Raw genomic sequence first — 12,507 nt, 5'->3', positions numbered from 1 at the left:
TACGCGCCACCCTCGAACACGAAGGACAGCCAGTGACCGACGCCGCCCCTACGGCAGCCCGTCGACCCGGTGAGCAGGCGCTCGCCGCGCTCGGCCTGGGCGCGCCCGCCCTCTCCCCCGCCGACGCCTCGCCGCACACCTTCCCGGGGGGCGGCCGCTGGCGCACCGAGGTTCCCTCCGTGGAGGGGCCCGAGGCCCTGGCCGTGGTCCTCAAGGAGTCCTCGCGGCTCGACGTACCGATCCACCGGATCAGCCAGGGCAGCGGTGTCTGGATGCTGACCGACGCCGAGATCACCGAGATGGTCGAGGCCACCGGTGAACGAGACATCGAACTCTGCCTGTTCACCGGGCCGCGCGGCACCTGGGACATCGGCGGTTCGGTGCGCTCGGACTCGCGCGGCGGCGGCCTGCGGGCCCGTGGCCACGACGCGGTGGCCGGCTGCGTCGAAGACGCCCTCCGGGCGACGGAGTTGGGCGTCAAGTGTCTTCTCGTCGCCGACGAGGGCGTCTTGTGGACCCTGCACCGGGCGCGCGCGGCGGGGATCATCCCGGCCGACACGACCCTCAAGCTCTCGGCACTGGTAGGTCCGGTCAACCCGGCCTCGTACGCGGTGTACGAGAACCTCGGCGCGGACTCCATCAACGTGCCGAGCGATCTGACGCTCGATCATCTCACCGAGATACGGCGAGTTTCAGCCGCTCCGATGGACATGTACATCGAGGCTCCCGACGACCTCGGCGGCTATGTACGGATGTACGAGGTCGCCGAGCTGATCCGGCGCGGCGCTCCGCTGTACCTCAAGTTCGGCCTGTCCAAAGCCCCCGGAATCTACCCGTACGGGCACCACTTGAGGGACCTGACCCTCAACACCGCCAAGGAACGGGTGCGTCGCGGCCGACTCGCCCTGGACCTGCTCGCGCGGCACGGAGCGGACGGCGACATGGCGCCGCTCGGATCCCGGCTGCCCGGAACTCTCACGCGCTTCAACACCACCTCATAACGTTCGCACAAACCCCCTTCACACAAGCCGACACAGCCGCGCACAATCCCACACACCTCTACTCGGTCTTCCCTCGCAACGCTCTCGGAGCATCCCCGTAACGCGAGACCGAGCCGGTCCAAGACATCAAGGATGATGATCATGCGCAACCGCAGAGCCGCTCTCACCGCCATCGCCGGCGCGGCCTCCCTCGCCCTCACCCTGACCGCCTGTGGCCAGAACAGCGACGGTGGCAGCAAGACCGACAGCAAGGACACCAAGGGCGGCACGATCGGCATCTCGATGCCGACCAAGTCCTCCGAGCGCTGGATCGCCGACGGCAAGAACGTGGTCAAGGACCTTGAGGCGAAGGGGTACAAGACCAAGCTGGCCTACGGCGAGGACGACCCGGACACGCAGGTCTCGCAGATCGAGAACATGATCACGCAGGGCGTGAAGGCCCTGATCATCGCGGCCATCGACAACAAGTCGATGAACAACGTGCTCCAGCAGGCCGCCGACGCCAAGATCCCGGTGATCTCCTACGACCGCCTGATCCTCGGCTCCAAGAACGTCGACTACTACGCGTCGTTCGACAACGAGAAGGTCGGCACGCTCCAGGGCAACTACATCCTGCAGAAGCTCGGTCTCGCGGACGGCTCCAAGAAGGGCCCGTTCAACGTCGAGCTCTTCGCCGGCTCGAACGACGACAACAACACGAAGTACTTCTTCGGCGGCGCGATGAAGGCCCTGCAGCCGTACATCGACAAGAAGCAGCTCGTCGTCAAGTCCGGCCAGACCGCGCTGAACCAGGTCACCACCCTGCGCTGGGACGGCGGCACCGCCCAGAAGCGCATGGACGACATCCTGACCTCGTCGTACAAGAGCGCCCGGGTCGACGCCGTGCTCTCGCCCTACGACGGCATCTCCATCGGCATCCTCTCCTCGCTGAAGTCGGACGACTACGGCTCCAAGAACAAGCCGCTGCCGGTCGTCACCGGTCAGGACGCCGAGCTGGCCTCGGTGAAGTCGATCATCTCGGGTGAGCAGACGCAGACCGTCTACAAGGACATCCGCAAGCTGGCGCAGGTGGCCACGGACATGGTCGACGCCGCCCTCAACAACAAGAAGCCCGAGATCAACGACGACAAGACGTACGACAACGGCACCAAGGTCGTCCCCGCCTACCTGCTGCAGCCGGTCAGCGTCGACAAGACCAACTACGAGAAGGAACTCGTCGCCACCGGCTACTACAAGGACAGCGACCTCAAGTAACCGCCACCCCCTAGTGATTGGAAGGCACGACCATGGCGGGACCCGTCCTGGAAATGCGCTCGATCGTCAAGACCTTTCCCGGCGTCAAGGCGCTGTCGGACGTCACTCTGACCGTCCAGCAGGGCGAGGTCCATGCCATCTGCGGGGAGAACGGCGCCGGCAAGTCGACCTTGATGAAGGTCCTCTCCGGCGTCCACCCGCACGGATCGTACGAGGGGGACATCCTCTTCGAGGGAGAGGTCTGCTCGTTCAAGGACATCAGGGCCAGTGAGCACCACGGCATCGTGATCATCCACCAGGAACTGGCCCTGATCCCCTACCTCTCCATCGCGGAGAACATCTTCCTCGGCAACGAGCACGCCACCCGCGGGCTCATCAGCTGGACCGAGACGCTGCGGCACGCCTCCGAGCTGCTGCGGCGGGTCGGGCTCGACGAGAACCCGCAGACCCGCGTCGCCGACATCGGCGTGGGCAAGCAGCAGCTCGTGGAGATCGCGAAGGCGCTGTCGAAGCAGGTGAAGCTGCTCATCCTGGATGAGCCGACGGCCGCCCTGAACGACGAGGACAGCGGCAAACTCCTCGATCTCATCCTGGAGTTGAAGAACCAGGGCATCACCTCGATCATCATTTCCCACAAGCTGAACGAGATCGAGCGGGTCGCGGACTCGGTGACCATCCTGCGCGACGGGCGGACCATCGAGACCCTCGACGTGAAGGCCCCGGAGACCACCGAGGACCGGATCATCAGCGGCATGGTGGGCCGCGACCTCGAACACCGCTTCCCGGAGCGGACGCCGCACCACCCGGAGGAGGGCGCCGCGCCCGCCCTGGAGATCCGCGACTGGACCGTGTTCCACCCGATCGACCAGCAGCGCAAGGTAGTCGACGATGTGTCGGTCTCCGTGCGGCGCGGCGAGATCGTCGGCATCGCGGGGCTCATGGGCGCCGGACGCACCGAACTGGCGATGAACGTCTTCGGACGCACCTACGGCCGGTACGCGGGCGGCACGGTGCTCCGGGACGGCAAGGAGATCCGTACCAAGACCGTCTCCGAAGCGGTCGGCCACGGCATCGCGTATGTCACCGAGGACCGCAAGCACTACGGCCTCAACCTCATCGACACCATCAACCGCAACATCACGCTCAGTGCCCTGGGCAAGGTGTCGAAGCGCGGGATCGTCGACGAGCACGAGGAGCGGCAGGTCTCCGAGGGCTACCGCAAGTCCATGAACATCAAGGCGCCGACCGTCTTCGAGCCGGTGGGCAAGCTGTCGGGCGGCAACCAGCAGAAGGTCGTCCTCAGCAAGTGGATCTTCGCGGGCCCCGAGGTACTGATCCTCGACGAGCCGACCCGCGGGATCGACGTGGGCGCCAAGTTCGAGATCTACACGGTCATCGACAAGCTGGCGGCCGAGGGCAAGGCGGTCGTCTTCATCTCCTCCGAGCTCCCGGAGCTGCTCGGAATGTGCGACCGCATCTACACGATGGCCGCAGGACGGCTGACGGGTGAGTTCTCGCGGGCGGAGGCCTCGCAGGAAACGCTGATGCGCCAGATGACGAAGGACAAAGAGGTAACCCGATGAGCACGGATGTGACCGCCAAGACGCCGGCCCCGGCGCCGCCCGGCAAGAGCGGCTCGGCCACCGGCGAGAGCCTGCTTCAGCTGATGCTGGACGGCATGCGCCGCAACATGCGGCAGTACGGCATGCTGTTCGCCCTCGGTCTGATCGTGGTGCTGTTCGCCGTGTGGACCAACGGCGACCTGCTGCTGCCGCGCAACGTCTCCAACCTGGTGCTGCAGAACAGCTACATCCTGATCCTCGCGATCGGCATGATGCTCGTCATCATCGCGGGCCACATCGACCTGTCGGTCGGCTCGTTGACGGCGTTCGTGGGCGCGGTGGGAGCCGTGCTGATGGTCAACCACGACATCTCCTGGCCCATCGCCCTGGTGCTGTGTCTGGCCATGGGCGCCGCCGCGGGCGCCGCGCAAGGGTTCCTCATCGCGTATCTCGGCATACCGTCGTTCATCGTGACCCTGGCGGGCATGCTGACCTTCCGCGGTCTGACCGAGATCTTCCTCAAGGGCCAGACGATCGGCCCGTTCCCCGAGGGTCTGCAGAAGGTCGCCAACAGCTTCCTGCCCGAGGTCGGCCCCAACACGAACTACCACAACCTGACCCTGCTCCTGGGCATCGGGCTGATCGCGTTCGTGGTGGTCAAGGAGGTCCGCGACCGGGGGCGTCAGCAGGAGTTCTCCCTCGACGTCCTGCCGCGGAACCTCTTCCTCCTCAAGCTCGTCGCGCTGATCGCCGCCGTCGCCACCGTCACCATGCTGCTCGCCAGCTACAAGGGCGCCCCGGTGGTTCTGCTGATCCTCGGCGTCCTGGTCGCCGGCTTCGGCTACCTGATGCGCAACGCGGTCATCGGCCGGCACATCTACGCGATCGGCGGCAACCTCCCGGCGGCCAAGCTGTCGGGTGTGAAGGACAAGAAGGTCACCTTCCTGGTCTTCCTGAACATGGGCATGCTCGCGGCCCTGGCGGGTCTGGTCTTCGCCGCCCGCTTCAACGCGGCCTCGCCCAAGGCCGGTCTGAACTTCGAACTGGAGGCGATCGCGGCCTCGTTCATCGGCGGCGCGTCGATGAGCGGCGGCGTGGGCACGGTCCTCGGCGCGATCATCGGTGGTCTCGTCCTGGGCGTGCTGAACAACGGTATGAACCTCGTCGGCATCGGCTCCGACTGGCAGCAGGTCATCAAGGGACTGGTGCTGCTGGCCGCGGTCGGCTTCGACGTGTGGAACAAGCGCAAGGTCGGTTCGTAAGTCTCGGTAAAGGCCCCCACTCCGGTGGGGGCCTTTCTCTTCCAGTCAAGGAGAGCCGCACATGGAAACGAGCAGACGTACGGTCATCGCCGCGGCCGCGGCCGCGGGACTCGCCGCCGGCACGGTCGGCACCGCGCACGCCAGCACAGGAGGCAGGAAGCCGGTGAAGGAGCTCTTCGGCAAGCTCGCCGACGGCACCAAGGTCTACCGCTGGTCGCTGGAGAACGGCGGCACGCGCCTGAAGGTCATCTCCTACGGCGGCATCGTCCAGTCCCTGGAGATCCCCGACCGGCACGGCCGCTACGCCAACGTCTCCCTCGGCTACGACAACCTCGCCTCGTACGTCGCCGGGACGACGTTCTTCGGGGCGACGATCGGCCGCTACGGCAACCGCATCGCCAAGGGCCGGTTCACCCTGGACGGCAAGGCCTACCAGCTCTCCGTCAACGACGGCGTGAACAGCCTGCACGGCGGCGCCAAGGGCTTCAACACCAAGGTGTGGGACATCGAGGGCTTCACCTCGGGCTCCGACGTCGGCCTGCACCTGCACTACACCAGCGTCGACGGCGAGATGGGCTACCCGGGCACGCTGAAGGTGCGGGTGACGTACACCCTCACCCGGCACGGCGACTGGCGCATCGACTACCGGGCCACCACCGACAAGGCCACGGTCGTCAACCTCACCAACCACACGTACTACAACCTCGCCGGTGAGGGCAGCGGGGGCATCTACGACCACGAGCTGCACCTGGCCGCGGGCCGCTACACGCCCACCGACTCGGGGCTGATCCCCACCGGTGAGCTGGCCAAGGTCGCGGGCACCCCCTTCGACTTCCGCAAGGCCAAGCCGATCGGCCGGGACATCCGCGTCGGCCACCCCCAGCTGGTCACCGCCAAGGGCTTCGACCACAACTGGGTCCTCGACAAGGGTGTCACCGCCGGGCCCGAGCACATCGCGACCCTGCGCGACCCGAAGTCCGGCCGCACCCTGAAGATCGCGACGGACCAGCCGGGCGTGCAGTTCTACTCGGGCAACTTCCTGGACGGCACCCTGGTCGGCCCCTCCGGTCACACCTACCGGCAGGGCGACGGCATGTGCCTGGAGACCCAGCACTTCCCGGACTCGCCGAACCACCCGTCGTTCCCCTCGACAGTGCTGCGACCTGGGCAGACGTACCGCACGACGACGGTCCACTCGTTCAGCGCGTGACGTGCGTCTGACCTGCGTCTGACGTCCGCCTGACACCGCCGCGTGACATCGGGGCCTCGGTGGGTGACGCCACCGGGGCCCTTTCGGTTGCCTGGAAAAGTCAACCCTTACTCAATCCCCACGAGTTGAACGCCGCCCCCTCCGCCTCCGTATGAAAGGGCGGCCCGTGCTCCCCCGCACGGGCCACCCAGAGACCGGAGGTTCCATGGCCGACAACGTCGCCTCGCTGTTCCGCGGTACTGCGGCGCACAGCCCCTCGATGGCTGCGCTGGCCCGCGAGAGCGATGGAGTCGGCCCGATCGACTTCTGCATCCCGTGCAACCCGTACTTCCCCACCCCCGGCATGTTCGACGAACTGGCCGGGCGGTTGCGCGAGATCATCACGTACTACCCGAGCAGCGCCGACACGATCACGGCCGAGCTGTGCGCGCTGCTCCAACTCCCGCCGAGCTGCGTCGCGATGGGCAACGGTTCCACGGAACTGATCACCTGGATCGACCACCTGCTCGTGCGCGAGTCCCTCGCCATCCCCGTCCCCACCTTCGGCCGCTGGACCGACCAGCCCATGGAGACCGGCAAGCGGGTCGACATGTTCCCGCTCATGGAGTCCAACGGCTTCGCTCTGGACCCGGCCCAGTACATCGAGTTCATCCGCGCCCGCGGCACCCGTGTCGCCGTCATCTGCAACCCGAACAACCCCGACGGCGGCTTCCTCAGCCGCCGTGCGGTCGTCAACTTCATGGACCAGCTCCAGGACCTGGACCTGATCGTCATCGACGAGTCGTTCCTGGAGTTCGCCGACGCCGAGAGCGACCCGAGCGTCGTGGAAGAGGCCGTCCTGCGGCCCAACGTCATCGTCCTGCGCAGCCTCGGCAAGAACTTCGGCCTGCACGGCATCCGCTTCGGCTACCTCGTGGCCAACCCCGCGCTCGCGGGCAAGATCCGCTCCATGCTGCCCAAGTGGAACCTCAACTCCTTCGCGGAGACCGTGGTGTTCATGCTCAAGGAGCACGGCGCCGAGTACATGGAGAGCCTGCACCTGGTGCGCCGCGACCGCCTCGACATGGCCCGCCAGCTCTCGGCACTCCCCGGCCTGACGGTCTACCCCTCGCAGGGCAACTTCCTCTTCGTACGGCTTCCCGTGGGCGCCGAGGGCACCGTCGTGCGCGACCGACTGCTGAGCGAGCACCGGATCCTGGTCCGCGAGTGCGGCAACAAGATCGGCTCGTCCAGTCGCTTCCTGAGACTCGTGGTGCGCCCCGAGACGGACGTGCGTCGCCTGGTGTCCGGCATGGAACAGGTGCTCTACGGGTCCAGGAGGGGAGCCGCCGTACCCGAGCTGGGCACAGGGACCAGCTACAGCTCGGGTACGGCGGCGGTGGACCGTCTGATCAGCGAGACGAACGGGGTCGGCATGCCGCTGGCCGCGCAGGCCGCCGCGATGCCGAGCCTGCCGCCCGCCCAGACCTGGCCGGGCCCGGCCCCGGCGCAGGCCCCCACCGGGATGCCGGGCCTGGTCCCCGCCCCGGCTCCGGCCGCCGCGATGATGCCGCAGCAGCAGCCCGCGGCACGCATGCCCGCGCCTGCCCCGCAGCAGCAGCCCATGCCCGCGGTCGCCCAGATGCCCGGCGTCGCGCAGATGCCGGGGGTGGCCCAGATGCAGCCGGCCGCGCAGATGCAGCCCGCTGCCCAGATGATGCCCGCCCAGATGATGCCGCAGGCGCCGCCGATGTCCGCGGTCGCCCAGATGGCGCAGATGGCCCAGACCGCACAGGCTCAGGCACAACGACAGCAGGCGCCGATCCCCGCCGTCGCCCAGGCCCCGTCACCGGCGGCCCAGGCGCAGGCACGGTCGATGCAGCCGCCGCCGCAGGCACCGGCGATGCCCGCCATGGCCCCCGCCCCGGCCGCCGGGCTGGGCCAGACCGGCATGCCGGGCCTGCGCAACCGGGGCCTGACCGCCGCCCAGGTACGGGGCCGCACCGAGCCGGAACCGGCACCCCAGCCCACGGGCTGGCCGGCGGCGGGCGCGATGTACAACCAGGTCGGCTGAGCGCTCCGCTGAAAGTGCGGTACGCCACCTGCGGGTCCGTCGTGGCTGGTCGCGCAGTTCCCCGCGCCCCTTCAGGGCGCTGCCGAGCCGCAGCGGACTTCGCCGGGCCCGCTCAGGCCCTGTCCGAGGATCTGTCCGGCACGGCGTGCGCGGGGATCAGCCCAGGTAGAAATCCCGGCGCGCGGCCACGAACGCCTCGATCGTCCTGGCAGGCACGCCCGTGACGCGTTCGACGTCGTCGGACGTGCGGTCGTAGCGGTTCTCCCGGTGCAGCCGGGCCATGGTGGCGATGTGCTGTTCGGTGTGCGGCGGCAGGCCCGCCTTGGCGAGCACCTCGCTGCGCCACCGGTCCAGCGGCACGTCGACATAGGACACCGGACGCCCCAGCGCCCGTGAGAACTCCTCGGCCATCTCGGTCATGTCGACCGTGCGTGGCCCGGTCAGCTCGTAGACGTGCCCGACGTGCGGGGCCGGGTCGCGGAGCACGGTGGCGACGACGCGGGCGACGTCGTCGACGGCGATCGGCGAGGTGCGTCCGGTGCCGAACGGCAGCGCGATCGTGCCGTTGTCCCGGATCGATCGCGCCGCCAGTGTGGTGAACAGCGGATTGTCCAGGAACGCCGTCGGCCGGACGTGCACCACCGGCAGGCCCGACCAGTCGAACACCTGCTCAGACAGCCAGTGCAGCCGCTGCTGGTCCGACTCCCCGGTGCTGGTGGCGGTCATCTGCGACACCGTCATCTGGGACATGTCGACCAGCCCGTCCAGCTCCCCGTACTCGCGCGCCACGCTGGCCACCACGGTCGCCGCCAGCAGCTGGTCCGGCGACACGGGCATCGCGAAGTACATCCGCCCGACACCCTCCAGCGCGGCGGCGACGGTCTCGGGCCGGGTCAGGTCTCCGATGACGACCTCCGCGCCGAGCACCCGCAGCTCGGCCGCACGCGCGTCGTCGCGGCGGACCATCACCCGCGTGGGCACGTCCTGCGCGCGCAGCTGGTCGAGGACCGTGCGGCCCACGTCACCGGCGTTGGAGAGAAGAACAAGATTGCTGGCAACCAACGGTCTGTCTCCTTGTGAGTCGTTGACGGCGCCCATGAGATCACCTGTTCCGTCACACCACCGGAACCAAAACGCAACGGCGGCGGCCCTGTGGCCACCGCCTCTCCCGGCCTACGATCAACGCTCTTCGTCCAGGAGGGGTGGGAGCCGTGCGTCGCAGAGCCCGGATCATGATGACGACGACGGCCGCGTTGGGCCTCACGATGGGCGTGAGCGGCTGCGGCACGGACTCCGGGTCGGCGGCGAAGACCACGACCCTCACCGTCGTCGCCACGAACTACGGCGACAGCGTCCACAAGAACTCCATCGGCTTCTGGGACCGCGTCAGTCTCGCCTTCCAGGCCGCCCATCCCGACATCCGGGTGGAGACGAAGGTCTACCCGGCCGACGAGGTCGACGCGAAGGTCGCCGCACTCGTCAAGCAGGGCAGGGCGCCGGACGTCGTGCAGAGCGACAGCTACGCCGAGTACGCGGCCAAGGGCCTGCTCTACCGCGCGGACGAACTGCTGTCGATATCCGCCCAGGGCAGCTTCGTACCGAGCCTCGCGGAGGCCGGGCAGGTGCGCCGCGTCCAGTACGGCCTGCCGTTCACGGCGAGCACCCGCCTCCTGTACTACAACAAGGACCTCTTCTCCCGGGCGGGCCTGAAGCCCCCCACCACCTGGCAGCAACTACTCGTGGACGCCCGCGTGTTGAAGACCATGGGCGTGACGTACCCGATCGCGCTGCCCCTCGGCCCGGAGGAAGCGGAGGCGGAGACCCTGACCTGGCTGCTGGCCGGGGGCGGCGGCTACACCGACAACAGCGGCAGCTACGCCCTCACCTCCAAGGAGAACGTCTCCACGCTGGAGTGGCTGCGCTCCTCCCTCGTCACCGAAGGTCTCACGGGCCCGACCCTCCCCGGCAAGCTCAACCGCGGCGCCGCCCTCCAGGCCTTCATGGACGGCAAGGCGGCCATGGTCAACGCCCCGCTCTCGCTGATGCGCCAGATCGAGGACTCGACCCTGAGCGTCCCCTACGGCACCGTCGCGCTCCCGAGCCGTACCGGCCGGACCGTGCCGACCATGGGCACGGCCGACTGGACGATCGCCTTCCGCTCGGCCGGCCACCGCGAGCAGACGGGCGAGTTCCTCGACTTCCTCTACGGCGACAAGTACGTCACCCAGCAGGCCGCCGAGTACCAGCTCCTGCCCGTCACCACCGCGGCGAGCGCCGCCATGCGCGAGGACAAGCAGTACACCAAGCTCTGGAACGGCCTGGACGCCCTGGACAACATGGAGCTCTACCCCCTCTCCGAGACCAACTGGTCCCAGGTGGCGGCGTCGATCAGGGCACGGATCGGCAAGTCGGTGGGTCCGGGCGGGGATCCGGAGGCGGTGCTGTCGTCGATCGGGAAGGCGACACGCTCGACCTCCTGACCAGGGACAGCCACCCCGGCGGGTCGACCTCGGCACGGACGGTCTTGCCGGGCGGCTCCCGGTCCAGCACCTCCCACCGGTCGGCGAGTGCCTCGACGAGTACGAGGCCCCGACCGCCTTCGTCGAGGGGACGCACGGCCGGTACGTCACCGGGTCCCGGCGGACGCGGCCCACTGCGCGTGTCGGTGACCTCCACGCGGACGCTGCCCGTGACGAGCGACAGCCGCAGTTCGAAGTCCCGCCCCGGTACGCGCCCGTGCGTGACCGCGTTGGCGGCCAGCTCGGCGACGATCACGGCGACGGCGTCGGAGGCGTCCGTGCCGTGCGGGACGCCCCAGGCGTGCAGCTGGTGCAGGGCGAGGTGACGTGCGAGGCGGGCGCCGCGCGGGGTGGCGCTGAGCCGCTGCGTGAACACACGTACGGTAACCGGATGTTGGGGGGTGGGTGGTGCGGTCATGGGCCCAATCTGGCGGTGATCGCGCGCGCTGCACCAGGTCGGCGCCGCGTACGCTGCGGGAGCGTACGCGGTGACGCGCTGGACAGTACCGGTCACTGGGCGTGACCATGGGGCGCGGGAGGTGACCCATGGTGGTCGATGGTGCGGTGGGGACGGGTGGAGAGCCCGAGTCGTCGGACAGTCTGCGGACGTTCGGGGCGGTCGTACAGGCCCTGCGGGAACATGCGGGGCTGAGCCGGGAGGAGTTCGGGGAACGGGTGCGGTTCTCCAAACACACGGTGGCGTCGGTGGAGCTGGGGCGGCGGATGCCGGATCCGACGTTCGTCGATCGGGCGGAGGAGGTGTTGGGCAACACCGGGGCGCTACGGAAGGCGGCGGGGCATCTGGCGAGGCAGCCGGGGTTGGCGGCGTGGTTCAGGCAGTGGGCGAGGTTGGAGACGACGGCGATCACTCTCTATACCTATGAGTGTCGGTTGATTCCGGGGTTGTTGCAGACGGAGGGGTATGCGCGGCAGTTGTTCGTCGACGAGTTGCCGCCGCTGGACGACGACCAGATCGAGGCCCAATGGGTTGCGCGGGCCGAGCGGCAACGGCTGCTGCGAGAGCGCCCCAACACCGCGTTCGGCTTCATCCTGGAGGAACCACTGTTCCTTCGGCGTACGGGCGGAGTGCAGGCCACGCGGGAGCTCATCGATCACGTACTGGAAATCGCGCAGTTGCGGAACGTCGAGCTCCAGGTCATGCCGGTGGTACGCGAGTCGCACGCCGGGCTGCACGGCCCCATGCAGTTTCTGGAAACCCCCGAGAACAAGTGGTTCGCCTACACCGAGGCCCCGATGAGTGGCCAGCTCATCTCGGACCCCAAGGTGGTCAGCGTGCTCCAGAGGCGATATGCCAGGATGCGTGCGCAGGCTCTCTCCCTGGAAGATTCCGTGAGCCTGCTGGAGCGGATGCGAGGAGCGCTATGAGCACGTCCGAACTGGCCTGGTTCAAAAGCAGCTACAGCAGCAGCGGTTCCGGCGACTGCGTCGAAGTCGCCCTCTCCTGGCACAAGTCCAGCTACAGCGGCGGCTCCGGTGACGACTGCGTCGAGGTCGCCACCTGCCCCTCCACCATCCACGTCCGCGACTCCAAGAACACGGACGGCCCCCACCTCACCCTCTCCCCCACCACCTGGGCCGACTTCCTCAACCACGCCTCCGCCACCCACCGCTGAACCGACGGAGTC

At 68.4% G+C, this 12,507-nt stretch carries 11 protein-coding genes; 9 read left to right on the top strand and 2 right to left on the bottom strand.

Annotated features, from left to right (window positions below):
• The first annotated feature begins 32 nt into the window (after nucleotides 1-32).
• The 6 genes from ACZ7M3_RS15060 (at nucleotide 33) to ACZ7M3_RS15035 (ending at nucleotide 8,342) form a co-directional block, all read left to right on the top strand.
• On the top strand, nucleotides 33-1,001 hold the full coding sequence (locus tag ACZ7M3_RS15060; RefSeq protein WP_054233605.1) for a hypothetical protein: 969 nt from the start codon (nucleotides 33-35) through the stop codon (nucleotides 999-1,001).
• A gap of 141 nt (nucleotides 1,002-1,142) precedes the next feature.
• A complete protein-coding gene (gene chvE, locus ACZ7M3_RS15055; protein ID WP_472063560.1) occupies nucleotides 1,143-2,255 on the top strand; it encodes a multiple monosaccharide ABC transporter substrate-binding protein in 1,113 nt (370 codons plus the stop codon).
• Between the two features lie 32 nt (nucleotides 2,256-2,287).
• On the top strand, nucleotides 2,288-3,838 hold the full coding sequence (mmsA, locus tag ACZ7M3_RS15050) for a multiple monosaccharide ABC transporter ATP-binding protein (protein WP_472063558.1): 1,551 nt from the start codon (nucleotides 2,288-2,290) through the stop codon (nucleotides 3,836-3,838).
• Nucleotides 3,835-5,079, top strand: a complete 1,245-nt coding sequence (gene mmsB / locus ACZ7M3_RS15045; protein ID WP_067369546.1) for a multiple monosaccharide ABC transporter permease — start codon at nucleotides 3,835-3,837, stop codon at nucleotides 5,077-5,079. Before mmsA ends, mmsB begins: the two co-directional genes overlap by 4 nt.
• Before the next feature lie 61 nt (nucleotides 5,080-5,140).
• The gene (locus ACZ7M3_RS15040; protein ID WP_351293657.1) at nucleotides 5,141-6,289 is read left to right on the top strand and encodes an aldose epimerase family protein; all 1,149 of its coding nucleotides are present in this window, start codon (nucleotides 5,141-5,143) and stop codon (nucleotides 6,287-6,289) included.
• A gap of 205 nt (nucleotides 6,290-6,494) precedes the next feature.
• On the top strand, nucleotides 6,495-8,342 hold the full coding sequence (locus ACZ7M3_RS15035) for a pyridoxal phosphate-dependent aminotransferase (protein ID WP_472063556.1): 1,848 nt from the start codon (nucleotides 6,495-6,497) through the stop codon (nucleotides 8,340-8,342).
• A gap of 156 nt (nucleotides 8,343-8,498) precedes the next feature.
• On the opposite strand, the gene ACZ7M3_RS15030 is transcribed toward ACZ7M3_RS15035, so the two are convergent.
• Entirely contained in the window at nucleotides 8,499-9,404 is a 906-nt protein-coding gene (locus ACZ7M3_RS15030) for an NmrA family NAD(P)-binding protein (protein WP_472063554.1), read from the bottom strand.
• A gap of 149 nt (nucleotides 9,405-9,553) precedes the next feature.
• On the opposite strand from ACZ7M3_RS15030, the gene ACZ7M3_RS15025 reads away from it, so the two are divergent.
• A complete protein-coding gene (locus ACZ7M3_RS15025; protein WP_472063552.1) occupies nucleotides 9,554-10,822 on the top strand; it encodes an ABC transporter substrate-binding protein in 1,269 nt (422 codons plus the stop codon).
• On the opposite strand, the gene ACZ7M3_RS15020 is transcribed toward ACZ7M3_RS15025, so the two are convergent.
• Nucleotides 10,731-11,279, bottom strand: a complete 549-nt coding sequence (locus ACZ7M3_RS15020; protein WP_472063551.1) for an ATP-binding protein — start codon at nucleotides 11,277-11,279, stop codon at nucleotides 10,731-10,733. The genes ACZ7M3_RS15025 and ACZ7M3_RS15020 overlap by 92 nt on opposite strands.
• Nucleotides 11,280-11,407: 128 nt before the next feature.
• On the opposite strand from ACZ7M3_RS15020, the gene ACZ7M3_RS15015 reads away from it, so the two are divergent.
• Entirely contained in the window at nucleotides 11,408-12,247 is an 840-nt protein-coding gene (locus ACZ7M3_RS15015) for a helix-turn-helix domain-containing protein (protein WP_472063549.1), read from the top strand.
• Nucleotides 12,244-12,495 carry a DUF397 domain-containing protein gene (locus tag ACZ7M3_RS15010; RefSeq protein WP_472063547.1) on the top strand — a complete coding sequence of 84 codons (252 nt, stop codon included), beginning with the start codon at nucleotides 12,244-12,246 and terminating at the stop codon, nucleotides 12,493-12,495. Before ACZ7M3_RS15015 ends, ACZ7M3_RS15010 begins: the two co-directional genes overlap by 4 nt.
• Nucleotides 12,496-12,507 lie beyond the last annotated feature (12 nt).

It is taken from the genome of Streptomyces sp. NPDC111656, from assembly GCF_055656965.1.
This window is presented reverse-complemented; position numbering and strand designations above follow the sequence as displayed.

Bases quoted from the DNA above. Each gene is read 5' to 3' on its own strand.
- chvE (WP_472063560.1), top strand. From the start codon at position 1,143: ATGCGCAACCGCAGAGCCGCTCTCACCGCCATCGCCGGCGCGGCCTCC.
- mmsA (WP_472063558.1), top strand. From the start codon at position 2,288: ATGGCGGGACCCGTCCTGGAAATGCGCTCGATCGTCAAGACCTTTCCC.
- mmsB (WP_067369546.1), top strand. From the start codon at position 3,835: ATGAGCACGGATGTGACCGCCAAGACGCCGGCCCCGGCGCCGCCCGGC.
- ACZ7M3_RS15040 (WP_351293657.1), top strand. From the start codon at position 5,141: ATGGAAACGAGCAGACGTACGGTCATCGCCGCGGCCGCGGCCGCGGGA.
- ACZ7M3_RS15035 (WP_472063556.1), top strand. From the start codon at position 6,495: ATGGCCGACAACGTCGCCTCGCTGTTCCGCGGTACTGCGGCGCACAGC.
- ACZ7M3_RS15020 (WP_472063551.1), bottom strand. From the start codon at position 11,279: ATGACCGCACCACCCACCCCCCAACATCCGGTTACCGTACGTGTGTTC.
- ACZ7M3_RS15015 (WP_472063549.1), top strand. From the start codon at position 11,408: ATGGTGGTCGATGGTGCGGTGGGGACGGGTGGAGAGCCCGAGTCGTCG.
- ACZ7M3_RS15010 (WP_472063547.1), top strand. From the start codon at position 12,244: ATGAGCACGTCCGAACTGGCCTGGTTCAAAAGCAGCTACAGCAGCAGC.